The organism is Alloyangia mangrovi (genome assembly GCF_002300555.2).
Classification (GTDB): Bacteria; Pseudomonadota; Alphaproteobacteria; order Rhodobacterales; family Rhodobacteraceae; genus Salipiger; species Salipiger mangrovi.
Genome location: NZ_NTHN02000033.1, coordinates 1 through 24,474 on the forward strand (window position 1 = coordinate 1; position 24,474 = coordinate 24,474).

23 protein-coding genes and 2 pseudogenes are annotated in these 24,474 nt (G+C 67.8%); 13 read left to right on the plus strand and 12 right to left on the minus strand.

Annotation, left to right across the window (positions count from 1 at the left end):
• The first annotated feature begins 131 nt into the window (after positions 1–131).
• The 3 genes from CLG85_RS16905 (at position 132) to CLG85_RS16915 (ending at position 2,658) form a co-directional block, all read left to right on the plus strand.
• Positions 132–686, plus strand: coding sequence for a copper chaperone PCu(A)C (locus CLG85_RS16905; protein ID WP_260349671.1), 555 nt, complete (start codon positions 132–134; stop codon positions 684–686).
• A gap of 10 nt (positions 687–696) precedes the next feature.
• Positions 697–1,299, plus strand: coding sequence for an SCO family protein (locus CLG85_RS16910; protein WP_260349672.1), 603 nt, complete (start codon positions 697–699; stop codon positions 1,297–1,299).
• A 120-nt stretch (positions 1,300–1,419) separates the two neighbouring features.
• On the plus strand, positions 1,420–2,658 hold the full coding sequence (locus CLG85_RS16915) for a lytic murein transglycosylase (RefSeq protein ID WP_260349674.1): 1,239 nt from the start codon (positions 1,420–1,422) through the stop codon (positions 2,656–2,658).
• Between the two features lie 28 nt (positions 2,659–2,686).
• Here CLG85_RS16915 and CLG85_RS16920 read toward each other — a convergent pair whose 3' ends face one another.
• From CLG85_RS16920 to CLG85_RS16945, 6 genes and pseudogenes are all read right to left on the minus strand, one after another.
• The gene (locus CLG85_RS16920; RefSeq protein WP_095883229.1) at positions 2,687–3,181 is read right to left on the minus strand and encodes a hypothetical protein; all 495 of its coding nucleotides are present in this window, start codon (positions 3,179–3,181) and stop codon (positions 2,687–2,689) included.
• A gap of 243 nt (positions 3,182–3,424) precedes the next feature.
• Positions 3,425–4,936 carry a sulfotransferase gene (locus CLG85_RS16925; RefSeq protein ID WP_260349676.1) on the minus strand — a complete coding sequence of 504 codons (1,512 nt, stop codon included), beginning with the start codon at positions 4,934–4,936 and terminating at the stop codon, positions 3,425–3,427.
• Entirely contained in the window at positions 4,933–5,157 is a 225-nt protein-coding gene (locus CLG85_RS16930) for a hypothetical protein (protein ID WP_095883227.1), read from the minus strand. Before CLG85_RS16930 ends, CLG85_RS16925 begins: the two co-directional genes overlap by 4 nt.
• A gap of 50 nt (positions 5,158–5,207) precedes the next feature.
• On the minus strand, positions 5,208–6,536 hold the full coding sequence (locus CLG85_RS16935; RefSeq protein WP_260349678.1) for an arylsulfotransferase family protein: 1,329 nt from the start codon (positions 6,534–6,536) through the stop codon (positions 5,208–5,210).
• 231 nt (positions 6,537–6,767) lie between these two features.
• A pseudogene (locus tag CLG85_RS16940) lies at positions 6,768–7,470 on the minus strand (winged helix-turn-helix domain-containing protein).
• Positions 7,442–7,732 (minus strand): hypothetical protein, encoded by a 291-nt coding sequence (locus CLG85_RS16945; protein WP_095883224.1) that lies wholly within the window; start codon positions 7,730–7,732, stop codon positions 7,442–7,444. The pseudogene CLG85_RS16940 and the gene CLG85_RS16945 overlap by 29 nt, the downstream one beginning before the upstream one ends.
• A gap of 171 nt (positions 7,733–7,903) precedes the next feature.
• On the opposite strand from CLG85_RS16945, the gene CLG85_RS16950 reads away from it, so the two are divergent.
• Positions 7,904–8,512: a hypothetical protein gene (locus CLG85_RS16950; RefSeq protein ID WP_095883223.1), complete on the plus strand. Its 609-nt coding sequence runs from the start codon at positions 7,904–7,906 to the stop codon at positions 8,510–8,512.
• 28 nt (positions 8,513–8,540) lie between these two features.
• Here CLG85_RS16950 and CLG85_RS16955 read toward each other — a convergent pair whose 3' ends face one another.
• The 4 genes from CLG85_RS16955 to puuE form a co-directional block, all read right to left on the minus strand.
• On the minus strand, positions 8,541–9,908 hold the full coding sequence (locus CLG85_RS16955) for a uracil-xanthine permease family protein (RefSeq protein ID WP_095883222.1): 1,368 nt from the start codon (positions 9,906–9,908) through the stop codon (positions 8,541–8,543).
• A gap of 104 nt (positions 9,909–10,012) precedes the next feature.
• Positions 10,013–10,510 carry an ureidoglycolate lyase gene (locus CLG85_RS16960; RefSeq protein ID WP_095883221.1) on the minus strand — a complete coding sequence of 166 codons (498 nt, stop codon included), beginning with the start codon at positions 10,508–10,510 and terminating at the stop codon, positions 10,013–10,015.
• Positions 10,507–11,349, minus strand: coding sequence for a bifunctional allantoicase/(S)-ureidoglycine aminohydrolase (locus CLG85_RS16965; protein WP_095883231.1), 843 nt, complete (start codon positions 11,347–11,349; stop codon positions 10,507–10,509). The genes CLG85_RS16960 and CLG85_RS16965 overlap by 4 nt, the downstream gene beginning before the upstream one ends.
• A gap of 5 nt (positions 11,350–11,354) precedes the next feature.
• Positions 11,355–12,767: an allantoinase PuuE gene (puuE, locus tag CLG85_RS16970; RefSeq protein ID WP_095883230.1), complete on the minus strand. Its 1,413-nt coding sequence runs from the start codon at positions 12,765–12,767 to the stop codon at positions 11,355–11,357.
• A gap of 410 nt (positions 12,768–13,177) precedes the next feature.
• Between puuE and smpB the strand changes: the two genes are divergently transcribed.
• The 3 genes and pseudogenes from smpB to CLG85_RS16985 all read left to right on the plus strand — a co-directional run bounded on the left by smpB (position 13,178) and on the right by CLG85_RS16985 (position 15,803).
• Positions 13,178–13,651 carry an SsrA-binding protein SmpB gene (gene smpB / locus CLG85_RS16975; protein ID WP_095881780.1) on the plus strand — a complete coding sequence of 158 codons (474 nt, stop codon included), beginning with the start codon at positions 13,178–13,180 and terminating at the stop codon, positions 13,649–13,651.
• Between the two features lie 109 nt (positions 13,652–13,760).
• A pseudogene (gene sseA, locus CLG85_RS16980) lies at positions 13,761–14,619 on the plus strand (3-mercaptopyruvate sulfurtransferase).
• Complete coding sequence (locus tag CLG85_RS16985) at positions 14,619–15,803, plus strand: amino acid aminotransferase (RefSeq protein ID WP_095881782.1); 1,185 nt, start codon at positions 14,619–14,621, stop codon at positions 15,801–15,803. The pseudogene sseA and the gene CLG85_RS16985 overlap by 1 nt, the downstream one beginning before the upstream one ends.
• A gap of 66 nt (positions 15,804–15,869) precedes the next feature.
• On the opposite strand, the gene CLG85_RS16990 is transcribed toward CLG85_RS16985, so the two are convergent.
• Positions 15,870–16,214, minus strand: a complete 345-nt coding sequence (locus CLG85_RS16990) for an antibiotic biosynthesis monooxygenase family protein (RefSeq protein WP_095881783.1) — start codon at positions 16,212–16,214, stop codon at positions 15,870–15,872.
• Between the two features lie 404 nt (positions 16,215–16,618).
• On the opposite strand from CLG85_RS16990, the gene deoC reads away from it, so the two are divergent.
• The 4 genes from deoC (at position 16,619) to rlmH (ending at position 21,085) form a co-directional block, all read left to right on the plus strand.
• Entirely contained in the window at positions 16,619–17,611 is a 993-nt protein-coding gene (deoC, locus tag CLG85_RS16995; RefSeq protein WP_235865359.1) for a deoxyribose-phosphate aldolase, read from the plus strand.
• A 31-nt stretch (positions 17,612–17,642) separates the two neighbouring features.
• On the plus strand, positions 17,643–19,982 hold the full coding sequence (locus CLG85_RS17000) for an aldehyde dehydrogenase family protein (protein ID WP_095881784.1): 2,340 nt from the start codon (positions 17,643–17,645) through the stop codon (positions 19,980–19,982).
• Between the two features lie 248 nt (positions 19,983–20,230).
• Positions 20,231–20,602, plus strand: a complete 372-nt coding sequence (gene rsfS, locus CLG85_RS17005) for a ribosome silencing factor (protein WP_095881785.1) — start codon at positions 20,231–20,233, stop codon at positions 20,600–20,602.
• Between the two features lie 12 nt (positions 20,603–20,614).
• Entirely contained in the window at positions 20,615–21,085 is a 471-nt protein-coding gene (rlmH, locus tag CLG85_RS17010) for a 23S rRNA (pseudouridine(1915)-N(3))-methyltransferase RlmH (RefSeq protein ID WP_095881786.1), read from the plus strand.
• A gap of 282 nt (positions 21,086–21,367) precedes the next feature.
• Here the strand turns inward: rlmH and CLG85_RS17015 are convergent, their stop codons facing one another.
• Positions 21,368–22,171, minus strand: coding sequence for an undecaprenyl-diphosphate phosphatase (locus CLG85_RS17015; RefSeq protein ID WP_095881787.1), 804 nt, complete (start codon positions 22,169–22,171; stop codon positions 21,368–21,370).
• Positions 22,172–22,397: 226 nt separating this feature from the next.
• On the opposite strand from CLG85_RS17015, the gene CLG85_RS17020 reads away from it, so the two are divergent.
• The gene (locus CLG85_RS17020) at positions 22,398–23,837 is read left to right on the plus strand and encodes an NAD(P)-dependent oxidoreductase (RefSeq protein ID WP_095881788.1); all 1,440 of its coding nucleotides are present in this window, start codon (positions 22,398–22,400) and stop codon (positions 23,835–23,837) included.
• 41 nt (positions 23,838–23,878) lie between these two features.
• Positions 23,879–24,394 (plus strand): GFA family protein, encoded by a 516-nt coding sequence (locus CLG85_RS17025; RefSeq protein ID WP_235865361.1) that lies wholly within the window; start codon positions 23,879–23,881, stop codon positions 24,392–24,394.
• Positions 24,395–24,474: the final 80 nt, after the last annotated feature.

The window sequence follows — 24,474 nt, forward strand, 5'->3', positions numbered from 1 at the left end:
CCCCGGCGCTGGCCTGACCCGGACCCGCGGCGCAGCGCCGCACTCCCGAATTCACCCGCCGGGCCGATGTGCCCGGAGCATGTCCCGCGCAGGCAGCGGTGCGTCCGCGCGCGCGTCGGAGGAGACCCCCAATGAAGACCACCCTGATCACCGCCCTCGGCTTTGCCCTGCTGTCGGCCGCAGGCGCCCATGCGGACCATGAACACGCCGATCACAAGATGGAACACGGCCAGCAGATGGCCATGCACGCCGACGCGGTCTACGAGATCGGAGTCCTGCACATCGAGAACGCCTTCTCGCGTGCCAGCCTGCCCAACCAGCCGGTGGGCGGCGGCTTCTTCACCGTGACCAACACTGGCGCCGAGGATGACCGGCTGATCTCTGCGAGCACCTCGCCGGAGCGGGCCGACCACATGGAAATCCACGAGATGGCCATGGACGGGCAGGTGATGAAGATGCGCGAACTCCCCGACGGGCTGCCGATCCCCGCGGGCGAGACCGTCGAGCTGAAGCCGGGCGGCTTCCACCTCATGATGATGGGCCTGAAGCAGCCGCTGGTCGAGGGCGAGAGCGTCACCATTTCGCTCACCTTCGAGAAGGCCGGCACGATCGAGATCCCGCTGGCCATCGGCGCGCCCAACGCCAAGGGCGGCACGGCGCAGGGTCACATGACCCACGGCAACTGAGGAGCGGGGCATGCGCAAGCCAGGCATCACCGCGTTACGTTTCGCGCTCTGGGGGCTGGTCCTTCTGGCCCTCGTCGCCCTGCTGTGGGTCCGCGTCCTTGCGCCGCGACTGGAGCAGGACGTCACCGCCTCGCTGGGGCGCGGCGACTATCACCTGTCGGCCACCGACGGCAGCAGCTTCACCGAGGACAGCCTGAAGGGCGCGCCCTCGGCGGTCTTCTTCGGCTTCACCCATTGCCCCGAGGTCTGCCCGACGACCCTTGGCGACATCGCCACCTGGCAGGAGGGGCTGGGCGAGGCGGGCAAGGTGCTGCGCGTCTTCTTCGTCACCGTCGATCCCGAGCGCGACACGGCCGAGCAGCTCGAGCAATATGTCTCCTGGGTGCCCGGGGTGCTGGGGGTCTCGGGCTCGCGCGAGGAGATGGACAAGGCGATCAAGGCCTTCCGCATCTACGCGCGCCGGGTGCCACTCGACGACGGCGGCTACACGATGGACCACTCGGCCATGGTGCTGCTCTTTGACGAGGGCGGCGACTACGCGGGGCTGATCAACTACCAGGAAGACTACGACCGGGCGCTCGGCAAGCTGCGCGCGCTGGTCGGGGCCTCCTGACAGCCGGCGCGGTAAAATCCGCCCGTTGGCAAGGGCTTGCCGATGCTCCGGCAGGGCCTTGCCGGGGCGCCGGGGCCGCGTCAGTCTGGCTGCAAAACCTATAAATGGCGGAGCGGGCAGATGGGCAACACAAGACGGACTTTCCTGATCACGGGCGGGGCGATGGCCCTTTTGGCGGGCTGCGGAGGCGGCGGCTATTCGGGCGGCGCCGGCGCCCCCGACGATCCCATGCTGCGGCCGCAGCCGAACCCCGGCTGGGACGCCTGGGTCGCCGGCTTCCGCGGCCGCGCGCTGTCGCAGGGCATCTCGGCGGGGACCTATGACACCGCCTTCCGGTCTGCGGGCTTCCTGCCCGGCGTGGTCGAGCGCGACCGCAGCCAGACCGAGTTCACCCGCACGCTCGAGGATTATCTCGCGATCACCGCCAACGAGCAGAAGGTCAGCCAGGGGCGGTCGGAGCTCAGCCGCAACATGGGCGTGCTGCGCGAGATCGAGGCGCGCTACGGCGTGCCGCCACATGTAGTTTGCGCGGTCTGGGGCATGGAAAGCAGCTACGGCACGCGGCGCGGCAACATCCCGGTGATCTCCGCCTGCTCGACGCTGGCCTTCGACGGGCGCCGTGGCGCCTTCTTCGAGCAGCAGACGCTGGCCGCCCTGCGCATCCTCGAACGCGGCGACATTGATCCCGCGCATCTCACCGGCAGCTGGGCCGGGGCGATGGGGCATACGCAGTTCATCCCCACCACCTACCAGAGCTACGCGGTCGATTTCCGTGGCGACGGGCGGCGCGACATCTGGTCGGACGATCCGACCGATGGGCTCGCCTCCACCGCAAACTACCTCTCGCGGAGCGGCTGGCGCCGCGGCGAGCCCTGGGGACTCGAGGTGCTGCTGCCCGCAGGCGGAGCCTCCATGGCGGGCGGATCGCGCAGCGGTGCGGGCTGGGCCGCGGCGGGAGTCCGCCCGGCGGCGGGCGGATCGCTGCCCTCGGGTTCGGGCAAGCTGCTGCTGCCGCAGGGCGCGGGCGGGCCGGCCTTCCTCGTCTACCGCAACTTCAACGTCATCCTGCGCTACAACAACGCGCAGAACTACGGGCTCGGGGTCGGCCACCTGTCGGACCGGCTGCTGGGGGCGGGACCGCTGCGCGGCAGCTTCCCGCCGGACCGCTACGGGCTGACCATCGAGGATCGGCGCGAGCTGCAGGGCCGGCTCAATTCGGCGGGCTATGACGCGGGCACGCCCGACGGGGTGCTGGGCAAGAAGACCACGGCCGCGATCGAGGGCTACCAGGCGCGGGTCGGGCTGCCGGTCACTGGCGAGCCCTCGCAGGGGCTTCTGGCGCAGTTGCGGCGCGGCTGAGCGCCGCGCCCCTTCCTTCAGACAGGAGTCACACCCCCGCGCTGCCGCCGAGCGCGGCCTGCAGGTCGGCCAACGTCTTCTTCTCGGCATCCGAGACCGCCTCGCCGCCGAAGCCAAGGAACCCGCCCTCCTTGGCCGCCTCGGCGGTGCGGGTGGCGGTGTCGATGAGGAACTCCGAGAAGGCCCCGGCCTCTTCCGGCGCGGTGGTCTTCACCGTGCCGAGGATCTCGGACAGGCGGGCGATCGCGGCATCGGTGATCTCGGGCGGCTTCTTGCCCTTCACCAGCGCCTTCACCCCGTCCATCGCGGCCGAGCGGCCCTCGGAGGTCTTGTAGGCCTCTGCCACCTCGGCGGCGAGCGAGCCCGCGGAGGCATCCTTGAGCGAGCCGGCCATCGCCGCGCTTTCCTGGACCGCGCCGATCAGGCCGCCGGGATCCGCGGCGGTGATCGCCAGCCCGGCCAGCATCGGGGCCTCGAGAACCATCGCCCAGTCGGTCTCGGTGAATTTTTCCTTGAGTGCCATGAGAGCCTCCGCTCAATCGTTGTGTGAGTCCGTTACGGATGTCCGGCGACGGGCCGTCGGAAAATTGTCCGGCGCAAGGCCGGAGTGGGACGCAGGCTGAAAATTCGCTGCCTGCGATTGTCTGAAATGGGCGGGTCCGGCCTCAAACTTCTGGCCAGTCCCGGTGCTAAGGGCCTGAGCCGGAACGCTTGGAGCCTAGCTCAACCGGGGCGGGTGATCCAGCGCGGACCCGCCGGATGGCGTTCAGGCGCGCGCGGTGATCACTTTTCCGCCTACGGGCGACAGGGTGCCGGGGAGGGCGCTGCGCCGCGCGAGGTGGGTATAGACCTCGTCCGCCTCGGCAAAGAGCGCCGGATCGTAGAGATCTTGCGGCGCGCGGTCCGGGGTGAGGCGGAAGTGGGCGCCGAAATCGATCCTGCCGGGCGCCACGTCGAGCTCGTCGCAGAGCGCCTCGAGTGTCTCCTGCGGGGCGGCGCGCATGTCGTCCTGCAGCACGAAGAGGCAACGGTCCTCGAAGCGCCGTACGTATCCGAAGGCCCGCAGCCAGTAGTTGATCCAATAGTCCGGCGTCGTGGTCTCATAAGCGACGGGATCGAAGCCCGGAAACAGCAGCGGCCTGTGGATCCGACCGAACTCGAAATGGCCGATGTCGCGCATGTAGCGGCGGATGAACTCGTCGTCCTGCTGCAGCTTCAGGAAGTTCAGGTGCTGGCGCAACAGCGAGGCGGCATGGGTCTCGGGCCGGCGCAGCGGCACCACGATGCGGCAGCCCGGGAAAGCTTCGAGCAGGTAGGGGATGCGGGCGATATTGGCGTTGTTCTTCGAGCAGTAGCGGGCCGGGGCGTCGGGGCTTCGGGCGTGGATCACCTTGCGCATCTGCCGGGCGATGAAGGCCTCGGCCGCCGGATCACGGTCCTCGGCCTGCCAGAGCGCGATGCCTTGGGGGCCGTACTTGCCGGGCCAGAGCGTCTTCCACAGCACCTCCTCGAAGGCCTCGGGACTGTCGAGGTCGATCTCGAGCCCGTCGCCATGGGCGCGCTCGTGCCGCCCCACGTCGCGCCCGCGCCCGCCGGCGAGCCGGTTCCACAGCGCCGGCGCGGTGACGAAGGGCATGTCGCGATAGGTGTGCGTGGCGATGGCTGGCACCTCGTGCAGCGCGTTGAGCAGCGCCGTGGTGCCGCCCCGCGCCAGCGAGGTGACGAAGATCGGCGGGCCGCTCGGCTCCTGCATCGCCCCGGGCATCAGCCGATCCTCGAGCTTCGAGGCGCTCTTCAGCACCACCGGGCTGGCAAAGGCCAGCATGTGGAAGAAGCGGTCGGCGGTGGAATAGCGGTTGATCTCGGGCAGCGCCTCGGGATCGTGCCGGCCCGGGCCGCGCAGGCGGCGAAGGGCCTCGGCCCCGGCGATCGCGGCCACCGAGACGACGAAGATGTAGTCGAGCCGCAGCATCAGCGAGAGGACCGCCTCGCGCGGGACCAGACCAATGAGGTCGGCGGCGAGCACCGGCAGCGCGGCCAGCGCCAGGGACAGGGCAAAGCGCCAGAAGATGCCGAAGGCCGCGCCGATCAGCGCAAAGCCGGCGCGGCGCACGGCGATCTCCTTGGCGGCGTCGTCGAGCTCGCTGTCCATCATCGCGGTGATGCCGGTCATCGCGGTGCCGAGCGCGGTGCGGCACACCGGCACGACCCTGCTGCGCCAGAGCCCGAGGCCGAAACCGGCCACCGCCAGCAGCGAGACGACGAAGGCGGCGATCATTTGCGCGTGTCACCGCGCGCGGCGGCCCGGCTCTTCAGCATCCGCTTGAGCGGGTACCAGACCAGTCCGGCGATGAGCAGGAGCACACCGAGCAGGATGGCGACGGTGACCGCGATGGCGCCGAGCCCGGCGCCGGGCCCGATATAGGCGGCGGCCGGGTCGGGCAGACCCATGCCGAAACTCAGGAGCAGGAGCGCCGCGAGGCGTGCATAAGGCGTCATCTGTCGGGGTCTCCTTGTCGAAGGGGGGGAAGGGCCGGCCTTGGACGGGGCTAGGGCTGGGTGCAGGTCTCCCAGACGGTTTCGAAATAGCCGGGAGGATAGACATCGGCGTTGGTGATCTCGCCGACATGGGCGTCGTCGAAGGCGTTGATGTATTCCCAGACCACCTCGCCCTCGGCGCTGGTCTGGATCACCCGGCCGCCGTCGAACTCGGCGATCACCATGCCGCCGTCGGGCAGGAGCTCGTGCTGGCCGCGGATCGCCGAGAGCATCTCCTGCCCCGGGGCCTCGCCGAAGAGCACCTCTATTTCGCCACTGCCGGGCTCGACGGCGGTGATGTTGGTGACCTTGGGCGTGTCGAGGTCGAGCACCTCGCCGGGGTAATCCGTACGGTAGACGTTGTTGTTGAAAATCGAGATGCGCCCGTCGGGGCGGAACTCGGGATCGTGCTGGCGCAGCCAGGGGCCGGTCTGGTGCCACTTCACGTCCCAGCTCACCGGGTCGACCACCATGACGAGGTTGAGATCGCGCATCGAGACCAGCAGGTCCCCGGTCTCGAACTGCGGATAGGCGGCGGCATAGGCCGCGGGCAGCTCGGCCACCTTGTTGGAATGCACCAGCTCATCGCGGTCGGGGGACTCGCGGCTGAAGTCCGCCCCGTTGGCGGTCAGCAACGCTTCGAGATGGGCGTCGCGAAGGATCTTCGGGATCGACACCTCAAGCTCGATCTCGCCCGCTTCGCTGATCTTCATGATCGTGTCTTCCTTGATCTCCAGTCCACTCGCCGAGGATGAGAAGGGCGGCATGCGGTCCGGCGCATCGGAGTCCAGCCAGCGCTGGCGGCCGAGCAGCCAGTAGCCGCCGCCCGCTGCGGGAACGATCGAATGATGGGTGCGCTCGTTCAGCGTCCAGACCACCTCGCCGCAGGGCGAGAGTTTCACCGTGCCGCAGTATTCGTAGTTGAAGACGACCTCTCCCCTCGGCGTCACAAGCGCGCCGTGCTGGTCGACGTTGAGCGTGCTGGCGAGATCGCAGACCCGGGTCTCGGCGTCGGGAAAGTGGGTGAAATAGTCGAGCGTCCACTTGCGCATCACGCTGCCGTCGCGGCGCACCAGCCGGGCCTGGTTCTCGTCGTCGAAGAACCCTGCCATGAAGACCAGCGTGCCGTCGTCGACGATCTTGTTGACGGTCACGCCCTCGCCCATGCCGCGCGACGGCTGCAGGTGGTGGCGCCGGGGGTGGCTGGTCAGGTCGTTATGCCCCAGCGTGGTGAGCATGTCGTAGGTGAGCTCGAGTTGGGGGGCCGGGAAGAGATGCTTGCGCGTGGCAATGGAGCCGTAAAGAAACCCGGCGCCGAGAAGGGCAACCAAAAGGCACACGGAAAATATGCGCCGAGCGATCTTGTCGGAGAATTGCGACATCAAATGTGGCTTTCGAAAATCTGACGAGCCCCGGGAAAACTAGGGAGGAGCCGGCTCGGCGAGACATACGTCCAAGCGTCGGTCAGTCTTGTACAGCCTCCGCGTAATCGCAAGCTTTTCGTAAGATTTGTGGGGAATCGTGCCGAAAGCCCGGGGTTGCACCAGCGCCGCTGCAGCGGCGCGGCGCGCTCAGACGACCTCGATCACGTCCTTGTCGATGGCCAGGTGATAGCCCTTGCGGGCGATGTTGCGCACCAACAGCTCGCTGACCATCTGGTTGCCCAGCCCGTCGCGCAGCCGCTTGATCCGGGTCGCCCCGGCCGCCTCCTCGCAGTCGGTGGGATCGCGGCCCGAGATCATCCCTTCGATCTGCGCGCCGGTCAGTGTCTCGTCGTCCATGCGCGCCTCGGCCAGCACGGAGAGCGTCTCGATCATCGCCGCGGTCAGCTTGAAGCCCATGGTGTTGAGATAGACCATATTCTCTTCCCGGCTGATGATCAGCGAGCTGACCTGGATGCCCGAGCGCTCGATCTGCGCCATGCGCCGGTTCATCCCCGCCAGCATCACCAGGAAGACCAGAGCGGCCACCAGCATGGCGGCGGCGAAGACCAGCAGCACGAAGATCACCATCCGGTAGCTCGCCAGCGTGTCGGCAAAGGCGGTGCCCGAGAGCGCGAGAATCTCCAGCAGCTTCAATTCGGCCTGGGCGGTGAGGTCATGCTCGACGAAGATCCGCTCGACCCGCGCGTTGAAGGCATTGCCGTCGGGCAGGGTGAACATCAGCACCGCGCCAGCAAGCACCAGCAGGGCGACGATCGCGGCGATTCCGAAGGTGACGATGCGCCCCCCCCGCGCGGCGGGCGTCAGTAGCGGAGATAGAACTCGCCGGCATTCTTCTTCTTTTCTTCCGAGGGCGGCTGTTCGGACAATGCCACGACGCTCAGCAGCGTCCAGCCGTTGCGGTCGAGCCGGATCTCCAGCTGGGCGGCCGCGGTGTTCTTCGACGGGCAGGTGTCCGTCGGCAGGAGGGCGATGCCGTACTGCAGGCGCAGCGGGTCGTCCTGTTTGGCCTTGTACTCCGCGTAGCACTCGGCCTGCGCCGCAGAGGCGCCGAGGGCGAGCGAGAACGAGAGGGCGAGAAGCGGGGTGTTCATGGGGGGGAGACTGAGCGCGCGGCGCGCGCAATTCAATAGCCCCGGACGGATAGGTGGCGGATATCCGATAACATTGCAGGGATATTGCCTGTTTTCCCGGGGAGGGCCGAGGGTCGGGACAGGTCGCGGCAGCCGCCGTGATGCCCCACAGAATCCCGAAGGAGACAGCCCATGTCCAGGAAGTTCATCGCCGGCGTGCTTGCCGCCTCGCTCGTCGTCACCGGTTTTTCCGCCGCCCCGCTCCGCGCCGCCGAAGCGCGGGACGTGGCCAAGGTCATCGGCGGTGCCGCCCTCGTCTACATGATCGGCAAGGCGGTCACCGAGGCCCGCGAGGCAGACCGCGAGCGCGACAGGAAGGACAAGGAAAGGACCAAGGCCCTGCAGCTGCAGGCGGCGCAGCAGGATCACAGCTGGCGCGCGCCCGATCCGGCGCCCTACCTGCCGCGCCCCTACAGTTTCGAGGGCCGTTCCGGGCAGTTTTCCCAGTCGTCCCATGCGCAGCCCCAGCGGATTCTGCCGGGCGCCTGCCTGCGCGAGGTGCGCGGCGAGCGGGGCTCGGTGATGCAGCGCTCCTGCCTGCGCAGCGCCGCGATCCGCACCGACGCACTGCCCGACCGCTGCAGCAGGAAGATCCGCATCGGCAAGGACAAGGAACACGTCTTCTCGGCGCAATGCCTCGAAAAGGCCGGGTGGCGCATCGTCGGCCGCGGGGCCGGGAAAGGCCATGACCGGCACGGTGCGTGGCACAATGACAAGCACCATGACGGCCGGCGCGATTGAGCGCGCCGACCGGATCAGCGCCCGGGGATCAGTGCAGGTCCTCGGGAAGCAGCAGGTTGAGCAGGATCGACAGGCCCGCCGCCGGCAGCAACCCGGAGGTCAGCAGCACCTGTGCCGTCTTGGGCAGGTGCTGCAGCGCCGTGGGCTCAAGCTGCAGCCCGAAGCCGACCGAGAGCGAGATCGCGAAGATCACCATGTTGCGGCGGTTCCAGACCACCTCCGAGAGCATGTTGACCCCCGCCGCGCAGACCATGCCGAACATCACGATGACCGCGCCGCCGAGCACGTTGATCGGCACTGTCGAGACCGCCGCGCCGACCTTGGGCACCAGCCCGCAGAGGATCAGGAAGAGCGCGCCGATGGTCACCACGTGGCGGCTCATGACGCCGGTCATCGAGATCAGCCCGACGTTCTGGCTGAACGAGGTGTTGGGCAGCCCGCCGAAGACCCCCGCCACCGCGGTGCCGAGCCCGTCGGCAAAGGTCGCGCCGCCGATTTCCCTGTCGGTGGCCTCGCGCCCGGCGCCGCCCTTGGTGATGCCCGAGACGTCGCCCACGGTCTCGATCGCCGAGATGATCGCCATGAAGCACATGCCGAGGATGATCGCCGGGTTGAACTCGATGCCCCAGCGGAACGGCATGGGCAGCTCGAAGATCGGCGCGCTGGCGACATTGCCGAAGCTGACCTGCCCCATGGCGAGCGCCACGAGATAGCCCGCGACCAGGCCGACCAGCACCGCCGAGAGCGCCAGCAGCCCGCGGGTGAAGAATTTCACCGCCAGCGTCACCAGGATCACCACCAGCGCCGGCAGCCACATGGCAAGGCTGCCGAACTCCGGTGTGCCCAGCTTCGGCACGCCGCCCGCGGCATACTGGATGCCGACCTTCAGCAGCGCGAGGCCGATCATCAGCACGATGAGCCCGGTGACCAGCGGCGGCAGTGCGTGGCGGATCTTGGTGACGAAGAAGCCAAGGCAGAAGTGGAAGAGCCCGCCGATCGCGACGCCGGTCATCAGCCCGGCGAGTCCCGCGACCCCCTGTCCGGCCACCGCCGGGATCATCACCGGCAGGAAGGCAAAGGAGGTGCCCTGCACGATCGGCAGCCGTGCTCCGACCCTGCCGAAGCCGATCGACTGGAACAGCGTGGCGATGCCGGCGAAAAGCATCACCATCTGGATCATGTAGATCATGTTTGGAAAGTCGGGGCTGTTCGATCCGTAGCCGAAGCCCGCGGCCCCGGCGATGATGATCGCCGGGGTGACGTTCGAGGCGAACATCGCCATCACGTGCTGCAGACCCAGCGGCACCGCCTTGGCCAGCGGCGGCATGTAGTCGGGGTTCATCAGTTCTTCGGGTGTACCGATCGGGTGGCCCTTGGGGGCGGTTGCGTCAGTCATTCCATAGTCTCCCTCGTCGTTGTTGCGCGGTGGTTATGAGATGACCCGCCGCCTCTGCCGGGCGTCTGCGCGGGGTGGCCCCGGCGGGGCCGGGCCGGGGTCCGTCAGCCCCGGGTGATCAGCAGCGGCTCCTCCAGCCAGTGTTCTTCGAGGTTGGGCGTCGCGCCGATGCGATCGACCACGGCAAAGAGCCCCGGCGCCTGCAGCGGCGTCAGCACCCCGTGCCAGGTGCCGCGGTGAAAGTTGATCCCCTGTCCCGGCGCGGCGAGAAAGGCATGCACTTCGCCCGGCACCTCGTTTGTCCCGGGGCCGGGTTCGGCGACGATCACCAGCCACGCGTTCTGGTGCATCGGCAGGAAGGCCTGGCTGCCCTCGGGGTGCCGCTCGACCAATTCCAGCTTGTAGGGCAGGGCGCGCGGCTCGGCGTCAAAGAGGCTGATGCCCGCGCGTCCGCCGGGGCCGAAGTCCATCGCGGCGCGGTCGTGGTGCCGCCCGCAGAGCCCCTGGTTGATGACCTTGTCCGGGGCGCCCTTCACCTCGAGCACCTCGCCGAAGGGCGCGAAACTCTCGGCGGTAAGGGGGCGTGCCGCGATCTGCCTCATCGCGCCGCCCCCACCGGGGCCAGCGAGACGTGCCGGTTGACGTCCTTGTAGAGCAGGTAGCGGAAGCGTTCGCTCTCCTCGACGATGCAGGCCTGCGGGCAGAAGGCGCGCAGCCACATGAAATCGCCCGGCCCCACGTCGACCCAGTCCTGATTGAGCAGGTACTTCGCGCGCCCCTCCAGCACGTAGAGCCCGTGTTCCATCACGTGGGTCTCGGCAAAGGGGATGCGCCCGCCCTTGCCGAAGGTGACGATATTGGCGTGGAAGTCGTGGCGGATGTCGGCGGGATCGAAGAAGCGCTGGGTGCCCCAGAGCTCCTCGCAGCCCGGCATCCAGTTCACCGGCACCTCGTCGTCATGGGTGACGATCACCGGCGGCACCGAGACCCCCGGCGCGGCTTCCCAGCGCTTGCGGATCCAGTGGAACCGGCAGGGCGTCTCGCCGCTGTTCCAGACCGTCCAGCCCGAGCTTGGCGGCAGGTAGACCACGTGACCGGCGCGCAGATCGTGCACCGTGCCGCCGACCGTCAGCCGTGCGCTGCCCTCGGTGATCAGCAGCGCCGCCTGCGCTTGCGGATCCGGCTCGGGCGCGTCGCTGCCGCCGCCTTGCGCCAGCTCCACCGCGTATTGTGCAAAACTCTCGGCGAAGCCCGAGAGTGGCTTGGCGATGATCCAGGCGCGGGCCTGCTCCCAACCCGGCAGCAGCGAGCTGACGATGTCGCGCATCGTGCCGGCGGGAATGAAGGCATAGGCCGTGGTGAAGACCGCGGCGCCCTGCGGGTTGTCCTCGCGCGGGGGCATTCCGGCAGGGGGAAAGGCGTAGCTCTTGGGGCTGTCCATCACGCTCACAGGAGGGCCTCCAGGCGCAGGCGGGCGATGCGTTCGACCTGTCGGCAGGCCTCGGCGAACTCGGTCTCGGTGTCATGGGCGATGCGGCGCTCGAAGGCGGCGAGGATGCCCGCCTTGTCATGGTCGCGCACCGCGATGATGAACGGGAAGCCGTGCTTCTCGACATAGGCAGCGTTGAGCTCGGTGAAGCGCGCGCGCTCGGCGTCGGTCAGCGCGTCGAGCCCGGCGCTGGCCTGCTCGGCGGTGCTGTCCTCGGTCAGGCGCTTCGCCTCCGCCAGCTTGCCCGCAAGGTCGGGGTGCGCCTGCAGCACGCCGAGCCGCTCCTCGCGCGAGGCGGTGCGCAGCACCCGGGCGAGGGCATTGGCCAGACCCGCGGGACGGTCATGCGCCGCGCCCAGCTCCAGCTCGAAAGCCCGCTCGGCCACCCATGGCGAGTGCTCGACGATGCCGCCGAAGGTGCCGACGAAGGTCTCGCGGTCCATGGTCGAGGGGCGCGGGCCGGTCTTCGGCGGATGCACCTTCGCCCAATGCTCTGCGATCTCCAGCCGGGTCGGGGTCCAGACTCCCTCGAAGCCGCCGATGTAATCGAGGAAGCGCTTCAGCCCCGCCATCTTGCCCGGACGGCCGATCAGCCGGCAGTGCAGCCCGACCGACATCATCGCCGGCTTGCCCGCCTCGCCCTCGACGATCAGCGTGTCGAAGGCGTCCTTGAGGTAGGTGTAGAACATCTCGCCCTCGATCCAGCCGGGCGAGGTGGCGAAGCGCATGTCGTTGGCTTCGAGCGTGTAGGGGATAATCAGCTGGTCGCGATCCCCGACCGGCAGCCAGTAGGGCAGGTCGTCGTCGTAGGTGTCGGAGACGTAATCCATCGCCCCGGTCTCGGCGACCAGCCGCACGGTGTTGGCGCTGCAACGCCCTGTGTACCAGCCGCGCGGGGGCGTGCCCACGACCTCGGTATGCAGGCGGATCGCCTCGGCGATGGCGGCGCGCTCCTCCTCCTCGGGCATGTCCTTGTGCTCGACCCACTTCAGCCCGTGCGAGGCGATCTCCCAGCCGGCGTCCTTCATCGCCTCGACCTGCTCGGGCGACCGGGCGAGGGCGGTGGCGACGCCGTAGATGGTGAGTGGAATGTCGTAGCCGGTGAAGAGGCGATGCAGCCGCCAGAAGCCGGCGCGGGCGCCGTATTCGTAGATCGATTCCATGTTCCAGTGCCGCTGACCGGGCCATTGCGCCGCGCCCGCGATATCCGACAGGAAGGCTTCCGAGGCCGCGTCCCCGTGCAGCACGCAGTTCTCGCCGCCCTCCTCGTAGTTGAGCACGAACTGCAAGGCGATCTTCGCACCGCCGGGCCATTGCGCGTCGGGGCGGTCGGGGCCGTGGCCGATCATGTTGCGGGGGTAGCGCTGCATCTGCCGGTCCTCTGGCATGGGTCGTTCTCCTGTCGATACTGGCGCACCGGGCCGGGCGGAACCGCAAAGCCCCGTACCGGGACGCGCGCCTTGCCTTCCCTGTTAGCACCGCTGAAAAAAGGAGCAAGAACAAGTGGCGGCAGCAGCGCGACCGCCCGGCACCGCGCGGGTGGAGAGGCCGGATGCCTCCGGCGGGGATACTTGAACCTAGAAGAAAGCCCTCCAGAGCCGCCCGTCCGGCTTTCTTCTGGGTTCAAATATCCCGGGGGAGAGGCGCGCAGCGCCGCGGGGGCGGAGCCCCTTTCTTGTCCTTAACACGCGCCGGTCGGGCGCGGGGGGAGCGCCCCTCCAGCAGCGCGGCGCGCCCGACATATGGACAGAGCGCCCCTCAGCCCCTATGTGCACCCATCATGGCCCAGCAGAAGTCCGACCCCAACTACAAGATCATCGCCGAGAACCGGCGCGCGCGCTTCGATTACGCGATCGAGGACGATATCGAATGCGGTATCGTGCTGACCGGCTCCGAGGTGAAGAGCCTGCGCGAGAACAGCTCCAACATCGCCGAGAGCTACGCGGCGGTGGAGGACGGCGAGCTGTGGCTGGTCAACTCCTACATCGCCCCCTACACCCGCGCCATGTTCCCGCACGAGGAGCGCCGCCGCCGCAAGCTGCTGGTCTCCAAGAAGCAGCTCTCGCGCCTGTGGAACGAGACCCAGCGCAAGGGCATGACGATCGTGCCGCTGGTCATGTATTTCAACCACAAGGGTGCGGTGAAGCTGAAGATCGGCATCGCCAAGGGCAAGCAGAACCACGACAAGCGCGAGACCGAGGCCAAGCGCGACTGGAACCGCCAGAAGCAGCGGCTCCTCAAGGAACGCGGCTGATCCGGCGAGTGACTCTCCGCGCGCCCGCGCCGAGAGGCCATCGCACCCTTGCGAGTCCGCAGCCGGCACCTTAGAGACGAGGCGATGCTGACTGCCCCGGGGAGAGGTGATGGCAAGTGACGACCCCAAGACGCTCGTGTCGACCGACTGGCTGGCGCGCCACCTGAAGGATCCGGACCTGCGCCTGCTCGACGCGAGCTGGTACATGCCCGGTTCGGGACGCGATCCGAAGGCCGAGTACGAGGCCGCGCATATTCCCGGCGCGCGCTTCTTCGACATCGACGAGATATCCGACCTGCGCTCTGAGCTGCCGCACATGGTGCCCCCCGTGGACAAGTTCATGTCCCGCATGCGCGCCCTGGGGGTTGGTGACGGCCACCAGATCGTCGTCTACGACGGCGCCGGCCTCTTCTCCGCCGCCCGCGTCTGGTGGCTGTTCAAGCTGATGGGCCATGACGACATCGCCGTGCTCGATGGCGGCCTGCCCAAGTGGCAGTCAGAGGGCCGCGAGGTCGAGGACCTTCCCCCCCGTCATCCGCGATCGCCACATGATGGTGCGCCGCCAGAACCACCTGGTGAAGGACGTCACGCAGGTCTCCGCCGCCTCCAAGCTGCGCGACCACGAGATCCTCGACGCCCGCGCGCCGGCCCGTTTCCGCGGCGAGGTGCCCGAGCCGCGCCCGGGCCTGCGTTCGGGGCATATCCCCGGCTCCAAGAACGTACCCTTCGGCACGCTGCTCAACCCCGACCAGACGATGAAATCGCCCGACGCGCTGCGCGCCGCTTTCGAAGGCGCCGGCGTCGATCTCGGCAAGCCGGCGATCACCAGCTGCGGCTCGGGGGTCACCGCCGCCATCCTGAGCCTTGCCCTGACGCGTTTGGGCAAGACCGACCACGCCCTTTATGACGGGTCCTGGACCGAGTGGGGGCAATTCCCCACGCTGCCCGTCGCCACCGGAGAGAACTGATGTTCGAGACTCTCAAAGAGCAACCCGCAGACAAGATCCTGATGCTGATGCAGGCCTACAAAGAGGACCCGCGCACTCAGAAGGTCGACCTCGGGGTCGGCGTCTACAAGGACGCCAGCGGCAATACGCCGGTCATGCGCGCCATCAAGGCGGCGGAAAAGCAGCTCTGGGAGAGTGAGACCACCAAGGCCTACACCGGCCTCGCCGGCGATCCGGCCTTTGCCGAGGCTCTGGGCAAGTTGGTGCTTGGTGACGCGGTCCCGGCCGAGAACGTGGCGGCCGCCGCAACCCCCGGCGGCACCGGCGCCGTGCGCCAGGCCTTCGACATGATCAAGATGGCCAACCCCAAGGCGCGCGTCTTCGTCTCGGATCCGACCTGGCCGAACCACCTGTCGATCCTCAAGCACATGGGGCTCGAGATCGTCCCCTACCGCTACTTCGACAATGAGACCCGCGGCGTCGATTTCGTCGGCATGATCGCCGATCTGCACCAGGTGATGCCCGGCGACGTGGTGCTGCTGCACGGCTGCTGCCACAACCCTACCGGCGCCAACCTGAATATCTCGCAGTGGAAGGCCGTGACCGAGCTGCTGCTTGAAAAGCAGGGCACGCCGATGATCGACATCGCCTACCAGGGCTTCGGCGACGGTCTCGAGGAGGACGCCGCGGGCGTGCGCCTCGTCGCCTCCTCGGTGCCCGAGTGCCTGATCGCTGCCTCCTGCTCGAAGAACTTCGGCATCTACCGCGAGCGCACTGGCCTGCTGATGGCCGTCAGCAGCGACGCCTCGGCGAAGAAGCTCAACCAGGGCACGCTGAACTACCTCAACCGCCAGAACTACTCCTTCCCGCCTGACCACGGCGCGCGGCTGGTGACCATGGTTCTGAACGATCCCGAGCTGCGCGCCGACTGGGCCGCCGAGCTCGAAGAGGTGCGCCTGTCGATGCTGGGCCTGCGCGAGCAGCTGGCCTCCGAGCTGCAGCGCCTCTCGGGTTCGGACCGCTTCGGCTTCATCGCCCAGCACCGCGGCATGTTCTCGCGCCTCGGCGCCACGCCCGAGCAGGTCGAGGCCATGCGCCACGATCACGGCATCTACATGGTCGGCGACTCGCGGCTGAACATCGCGGGCCTCAACAAGACCACCGTGCCGATCCTCGCCGAGGCGATCATCAAGGCGGGCTGCTGAGCCGCGACCGCCGGTTCAAAGCGGCATGAGTATCAAACGCGGGCCCTCGGGCCCGCGTTTCGCATTTCAGCCATGCTCGGCGAGGCTGTCCTGCGGCGCCTCGGCGCGCTCCTCCATGCCGTAGTCGCGCAGCACCTGGCACACCCGCAGCCGGTAGCCCTCGAAGATGCCCTCGCGCCCGGCCTTCTGCGCGCCGCGATGCGCGGCAAGGGTCCGCCAGCGCTGCACCGCCGCCTCGTCCTCGAAGAAGCTGAGCGAGAGCAGTTTCTCGGGATTGGTGAGGCTCTGGAAGCGCTCGACCGAGATGAAACCCTCGACCTCCTCGACCATGGGCCGCATGGCGGCGGCGATGTCGAGATACTGGTCCTTGCGTCCCTCGGCGGGGATGACCTCGAAGATGATGGCGATCATGGCTGTCTCCTCTTTACGCGCCAGCTTTCTTGCCGGGCGCCCCGGTTTGCAAGCGGGTTGCGGCGCGGGCCTGCCGAGCGGCGCTCTCTTTGGCACGGGCGGGATTTGCGTATTTGGAAAGAGAAGAAGGGGCCGGGCGCGGCGCCTTGCTTCTTCTCTTTCCAAATACGCCTGCACCGGCGAGCCATGGGCAAGAGGCCGGGGCCGGGCGGCGCCTTGCCGGCTGCCGTTCCTGGGCTTGATCTTGCCTGCCGCGTCATGGCAAAGCGCGGCCTTTCGCGGTCGGGCGGATCCCGGCCGGGACAACACCCTTGCTGCGCGGGGTTTTGACACGTATCCGCAGCTGTGGCCCGCTTGCCGAAGCGTGGGGGCCATGCGACCCTTCCCGCCGGAGGACCCAAGTGATGTCTGAGACGATGAGCCGATCCGAAACCAGCCTGCTGCCGCAGCTCCATGAGCCGCGCAACCCGGGCATGCCGCTCGACATGGACCGGGTGATGCGCGCCACCGCCAACCGCTCGGCGATCGAGCGCCGCGCCGCGACCCTGCCGGGGCGGCGCTCGGTGAAGAAGGACTACCAGGCGGCCTGGCTCGCCCGGGCGATCAGCTGCATCGACCTGACCACGCTCTCGGGCGACGACACGCCGGGACGCGTGGCGCGGCTCTGCGCCAAGGCGCGCCAGCCGGTGCGGGCGGACATCCTCGAGGCACTGGGGCTCGAAGGGCTGACCACCGGCGCGGTCTGCGTCTACCACGACATGATCGCCCCCGCCGTCGAAGCGCTGGAGGGCACCGGCATTCCGGTGGCGGCGGTCTCGACCGGCTTCCCGGCGGGCCTCTCGCCCTTTCACCTGCGCGTCGCGGAGATCACCGAGAGCGTGAAGGCCGGCGCGCGGGAGATCGACATCGTCATCTCGCGCCGCCACGTGCTGACCGGCGACTGGCAGGCGCTCTACGACGAGATGCGCGCCTTCCGCGAGGCCTGCGGCGAGGCGCACGTCAAGGCGATCCTCGCCACCGGCGAGCTCGGCACCCTGCAGAACGTGGCGCGCGCCTCGATGGTCTGCATGATGGCGGGCGCCGATTTCATCAAGACCTCGACCGGCAAGGAGAGCGTCAACGCCACGCTTCCCGTCAGCCTCGTGATGATGCGCGCCATCCGCGAGTACTACGAGGAGACCGGCTACCGCGTCGGCTACAAGCCCGCGGGCGGCATCTCCAAGGCCAAGGACGCGGTGACCTACCTCGCGCTGGTCAAGGAGGAGCTGGGCGACCGCTGGCTGCGGCCCGATCTCTACCGCTTCGGCGCCTCCTCGCTGCTGGGCGACATCGAGCGGCAGCTCGAACACCATGTGACCGGGGCCTACTCGGCCTCCTGGCGCCACGCCACGAGCTGATGGCGCAACTGCGGAACTGGAGACGACGGACATGAGCGTGAAAGAGATCTTCGAGAGCATGGACTATGGACCCTCGCCCGAGAGCGCTGCGGATGCGCTGACCTGGATCGTCGATCAGGGCTCGCGCTTCGGCTGCTTCATCGACGGCGGATTCACCAAGCCGGGCAAGACCTTCGAGAGCCGCAACCCCGCCACCGGCGAGGTGCTGGCCGAGGTGACGCAGGCGACGCAGGGCGATGTCGATGCCGCGGTGAAGGCCGCGCGCGCGGCGCAGCCGGCCTGGGCGAAGCTGGGTGGCAAGGGGCGCGCGCGCTTTCTCTACGCGCTGGCGCGGCTGGTGCAGAAGCATTCGCGGCTGCTGGCGGTGCTGGAAACGCTCGACAACGGCAAGCCGATCCGCGAGAGCCGGGATATCGACGTGCCGCTCGTGGCGCGGCATTTCTACTACCACGCGGGCTGCGCGCAGCTGATGGAGGCGGAACTGCCGGGGCAGGAGCCGCTGGGCGTCTGCGGCCAGATCGTGCCGTGGAATTTCCCGCTGCTGATGCTGGCCTGGAAGATCGCCCCGGCGCTGGCGATGGGCAACACCGTGGTGCTGAAGCCCGCCGAATGGACCTCGCTCACTGCGCTCTGCTTTGCCGATCTGTGCCAGCAGGCGGGCCTGCCGAAGGGCGTGGTCAACATCGTCACCGGCGACGGCGCCGTGGGCGAGATGATCACCGGGGCCGAGGTCGACAAGATCGCCTTCACCGGCTCGACCGAGGTGGGCCGGAAGATCCGCGCCGCGACGGCGGGAAGCGGCAAGTCGCTGACGCTCGAACTGGGCGGCAAGTCGGCCTATGTGGTCTTCGAGGATGCCGATCTCGACAGCGCGGTCGAGGGGCTGGTGGATGCGATCTGGTTCAACCAAGGGCAGGTCTGCTGCGCGGGCTCGCGTCTGCTGGTGCAGGAGGGCATCGCCGAGCGCTTCCACGACAAGCTCAAGGCGCGGATGGACAAGCTGCGCATGGGCGACCCGCTCGACAAGTGCATCGACATCGGCGCCATCGTCGACCCCGAGCAGAAGGCCCGGATCGAGGCGCTGATGCAGAAGGCTGCGGGCGAGGGCGAGGTCTACACCGGCTGCGCCGCGCCCGAAGGCTGCTTCATCGCGCCGACGCTGGTCACCGGCCTCTCGCCCGCGTCGCTCTTGATGCAGGAAGAGATCTTCGGACCGGTGCTGGTCTCAACCACCTTCCGCACGCCCTCCGAGGCGGTGCAGATCGCCAACAACACCCACTATGGGCTCGCCGCTTCGGTATGGTCCGAGAACATCAACACCGCGCTCGACGTGGCGCCGAAGCTCGAGGCCGGGGTGGTCTGGGTCAACGGCTCGAACATGTTCGACGCGGCGGCGCCCTTCGGCGGGCTGCGCGAGAGCGGCTTTGGCCGCGAAGGCGGCTGGGAGGGCCTCGCGGCCTACACCCGTGCCGCGGGCAAGTCGAAGGCGATGAAGAAGGTCGAAGCCTTCGCGGGAGAGACCGCCGAGCCACAGGACGTGGACCGCACCGCCAAGCTCTACATCGGCGGCAAGCAGGCGCGGCCGGATGGTGGCTACGCGCAGAACATCTACGACCGCAAGGGCAGGCTGCTGGGGCAGGCGCCGATCTCGTCCCGCAAGGACATCCGCAACGCCGTCGAGGCGGCACGGGGCGCTGCGGGCTGGTCCGCAGCAACGGCACACAACCGCGCGCAGGTGATCTACTTCATCGCCGAGAACCTGCAGGCGCGGGCGGCTGAATTTGCCGCGCGGATCGATGCCATGACCGGCGGCAAGTCCGGCGCGGCAGAGGTCGAGGCCTCGGTCGACCGGCTCTTCACCTATGCCGCCTGGGCCGACAAATACGAAGGCGCGGTAAAGCCCGTGCCGCTGCGCGGCACTGCGCTGTCGCTGCGCCAGCCCACCGGCGTCATCGGCGCCTTCTGCCCGGACGAGGCACCGCTGCTGGGCCTGGTCTCGGTCATGGCGCCTGCCATCGCCATGGGCAACCGCGTGGTGCTGGTCGCCTCCGAGCCCTTCCCGCTGGCGGCGACGGACTTCTACCAGGTGCTCGATACCTCGGACCTGCCGGGCGGGGTGGTCAACATCCTCACCGGTTCGCACGAGGAGCTGGCGCCGACGCTCGCCCGCCACATGGATGTCGAGGCGGTGTGGAGCTTCTCGTCGTCGGACCTGTCGAAGGCCATCGAGACGGGTGCCGCGGGCAACCTCAAGCGCACATGGGTGAACGACGGCACGGCCCGCGACTGGTTGTCGGCGGCAGGGGAGGGCGAGACCTTCCTCGAGGCGGCGACCGAGGTGCAGACCGTGTGGATTCCCTGGGGCGCCTGAGCGGGCGGTCCATCCCTGACCCCGAGTCGCGCGTGGGGCGCCTTGTCGCGCCCCACCGTTTTAGGCGTTGAATCAGCCTGCTGTCCCGGATAAGGGGCGATCTTTCGCCGCAACGTTGAGAAAAGCCCTCTCCGATGCTATCTTATAAGGGCCCGGCGCCGGGGTCACATTCGGCGCGCGCCATGAAGGAGGACAATGTCCTGTCACTTACTGCCGATGCGGCCGGTGCCGCTGTTGCGGGGATGCCCATGAGCGGGCTGACCCAACCCGAGGTCACGAGCGAGATTATCCTCGCCGCTGTCCTCAAGTCTCTCGACGACAACAAGGCGGAAGAGGTCGTGCAGATCGATCTGCGCGGCAAGACCTCCGTCTGCGACCATATGGTGATCTGCTCGGGGCGTTCCTCGCGGCAGGTGGCTGCGATCGCGCAGAAGCTCGCCGAGGATCTGAAGCATGAGCTGGGCGTCCTGTGCAAGACCGAGGGCGAAGAGACCGGCGACTGGGTGCTGATCGACGCGGGCGACGTGATCGTCCACGTGTTCCGCCCCGAGGTTCGCGAGTTCTACCAGCTCGAGAAGATGTGGATGCCGCTGGGCAAGGTGGCCCAGAGCGCGACCTGACCGGGAGCGCTCATGCGTGTGCATCTCTGCGTCGTGGGCCGGCTTCGGTCTGGCCCCGAGCGCGATCTAATTGACGATTACCTCAAGCGTTTCGACCGCACCGGGCGCGCGCTTGGCCTGGGGCCGGTGACGGTCACCGAGGTCGAGGACCGCAAGGGCGGCGGCATGGCCGCCGAGGCCGCGCTGCTGCGCAAGGCGATTCCCTCGGGAGCCGGGCTCTGCATCCTCGACGAGCGCGGCAGGCTGATGAGCTCGCCGGACTTCGCGCAGCGCCTCGGCGAGATCCGAGATGGCGGGACGGGCGATCTGGCTTTCGTCATCGGCGGCGCGGATGGCATCGACCCCTCGCTCCGCGCCGAGGCCGACATGGCTCTCAGCTTCGGGCAGATGGTCTGGCCGCACATGCTGGTCAGGGTGATGCTCTCCGAGCAGCTCTACCGCGCGGCGTCCATCCTGGCGGGCAGCCCCTACCACCGCGTATAAATTTGTGCCGGGTTCCGCATAGGCAGGTTCTTGCCTGTCAAGCGACTCGCCTACGGCGGGAATCCGCGCGAATGCAAACCCTACGTTGCAAACACCGAAATCCCTGATTTAGCTGCACTTATCGCACCGTCGCGCAGCTGTGAAGACGAGCGAGGTTGACTGCCCTTTCTACTGTCCCTGCCGGCTCCCCCGCCGGTCCCGGGTAGATCAACGGCCCCGGAGTTTCCCCGAACTCCGGGGCCTTCCCATTTCTGGGGGCCGTCTTGGGAATCCGGTGCGGGATCAGCTGTAGGCGATGACCAGAAGCACGGCCCCGAGGATCACCCGGTAGATCACGTAGGGGGTGAAGCTCACCGAGCGCAGCAGCCGCATCATCAGCGTCAGGGCCAGCAGGGCCGAGACAAAGGCGAAGCCTGCCGCGATGGCGCCGTCCTTGGCAGCCTGCGCGTCTGCGGTGCCGATCACCTCGGCGCCGAGCAGAACGCCCGAAGCGAAGATTGTCGGGATCGACATGAGCATCGAGATCTTCGTCGCATCATGGCGTTTGTAGCCGAGCTGGCGCGCGCCGGTGATGGTGATGCCCGAGCGGGAGGTACCCGGAATCAGCGCCACCGCCTGCCAGAGGCCGAGCTTGATCGCATCCTTGAGGTTCCAGTCGGTCTCGGTCTTCACCTCTGGGCCCTTCTGGTCAGCCCACCACAGCACGATGCCGAAGATCAGCATGGTCCAGCCGATCACCGCGATTGAGCGCAGCATGTCCGACAGGCCGGTGACGTTGAGGATCAGCCCGACGAGGATCACCGGCACCGTGGCAACGGCAAGCAGGAAGGCGAGCTTGGAGCCGGGGGTGTCGATCTTTCCGGTCAGCATGCGCGGAATGCCTGCGAGCCCCTCGCGCACGTCAGACCAGAAATAGAGCACAACCGCAAAGAGAGTGCCGACATGGACCGCAACGTCGATCACCTGCCCCTGGTCCTCCATCCCGGTGAGTCCGGGGAGGAGAATCAGGTGACCGGAGGAGGAAATCGGGAGAAACTCGGTGATGCCTTGGATGAGCGCGAGAATAATCAGTTGAGACAGGGGCATGAAAGCTGGTCTCCGCTTAAAGAACCTTCCTCGCTATAGGCCCTTGGTTTTCAGGGGGAAAGAGTGAAATTGGTCCGTTTTCGGACCTATTTTTTGATCAACTTGGCGCGCTTCAGGTGGATGAGGGTAAATTTTTATCAATATAGGTCAGTATGTATGACTTTTATTCGGTTTCGAGTTTAAGTAAGCAAGCGCGACCGATTGATTTGCTTGGAGACAAGGCATCATGGCAAAGCAACCCATGCTAAAATTCGTGAAGATCGAGCGCGACATGCCCGAAAAGCGGGAGGCCTCCGTCCGCAGCCACGACTTCGACGAAATTTACGCTGAGTTCGCAAAGGCCAAGGCCGAAGAGCAGGCGAGCCGCTGCAGCCAGTGCGGTGTGCCCTACTGCCAGTCCCACTGCCCGCTGCACAACAATATCCCCGACTGGCTGAACCTCACCGCGACCGGCCGTCTGGAGGAAGCCTACGAGATCAGCCAGGCCACCAACACCTTCCCGGAAATCTGCGGCCGCATCTGCCCGCAGGACCGTCTGTGCGAAGGCAACTGCGTGATCGAGCAATCCGGTCACGGCACTGTGACCATCGGCTCTGTCGAAAAATACATCACCGACACCGCCTGGGAGCAGGGCTGGGTGAAGCCAGCCGCCCCGGTGTCCGAGCGCGCCGAGAGCGTCGGCATCATCGGCGCAGGCCCGGGTGGTCTTGCCGCCGCCGACATGCTGCGCCGCGCCGGTGTGCAGGTCATCGTCTATGACCGCTACGACCGTGGCGGCGGCCTGCTGACCTACGGCATCCCGGGCTTCAAGCTCGAGAAGGACGTGGTCATGCGCCGCATCAAGCAGCTCGAGGACGGCGGCGTGCGCTTCGTCTTCAACTGCAACGTCGGCGAGGACCTGAGCTTCGACGAGATCCGCGACCAGCATGACGCGGTGATCATCGCCACCGGCGTCTACAAGTCGCGCGACCTGCGCGGCCCGGGCTCGGAAGCCAAGGGCATCGTCAAGGCGATCGACTATCTCACCGCCTCGAACCGCACCGCCAACTTCGGCGACACCGTGCCCGAGTTCGAAAGCGGCGAGCTCAACGCCAAGGGCAAGAAGGTCGTGGTGATCGGAGGCGGCGACACCGCCATGGACTGCCTGCGCACCGCGATCCGCCAGGGCGCCGAGAGCGTGAAATGCCTCTACCGCCGCGACCGCGCCAACATGCCCGGCTCGCAGCGCGAGACCGCGAACGCCGAGGAAGAGGGCGTGCAGTTCGAGTGGCTGACCGCGCCGAAGGGCTTCAAGGGCGGCGAGGCCGTCGAGGCCGTCATCGTCCAGAAGATGCGCCTCGGCCTGCCCGACGCCACCGGGCGCCAGTCGCCCGAGCTGATCGAGGGCGCGGATTACGAAGAGCCCGCCGACCTGGTGATCAAGGCGCTCGGCTTCGAGCCAGAGGAACTGCAGACCCTCTGGGGCGCGCCCGAGCTGGAAGTCACCCGCTGGGGCACCGTGAAGGCCGAGTTCACCTCGGGCCGGACCGGGCTGCCGGGCGTCTACGCCGTGGGCGACATCGTGCGCGGCGCGAGCCTCGTGGTCTGGGCGATCCGCGACGGCCGCGACTGCGCCGAGCACGTGCTCAAGGACTTCGACAAGCTCGCGGCCCTCGCCGCCGAGTAAGGCCACACCCGCCCTGCACATCCCATGCACAGATCATCCGCATGGGGCGTGCATCCCCGAAACCCACGCCCGAGGTGAGGTCAGCGGCGCTGACCCTTGCCGAGACCAAGGAGCGGCGCATGACGCAGAAGACCGGACAATGCCTTTGCGGCGCGGTGCGCTTCACCGTGACCGAGTTCGGCAGCTTCGGCGTCTGCCATTGCGAGCAGTGCCGCCGCTGGGCCGGATCGGCGCTTTTTGCGGTGAACGTGCCCGAGACGGCGATGCAGATCGAGGGGACCGAGGCGATCCGCAGCTTCCGCAGCTCGAGCTGGGCGTCGCGGCATTTTTGCGGCACCTGCGGCTCGGTGCTCTGGTACCGCTACGACAAGGGCGTCGACGGGGCAGGGGAGTACGAGGTCTGCCTGGGGCTGCTCGACGACGGCAACGGCTTCGAGATGAAGAGCGAGATCTTCGCCGACGAGAAGCCCGACAGCTGGGCGCTCACCGGGGGCCATCCGAAATACACCCGCGCCGAGACGCTGAAGAAATTCGGTGCGGACGTCAGCGGCGCCTGAGCCGTTAACCAAATTCCGGCGCGACCCCGCGCCATATCATTCGGCGCCGCGCGCGCCAGCCACGTATCCCGGCCGCTCCG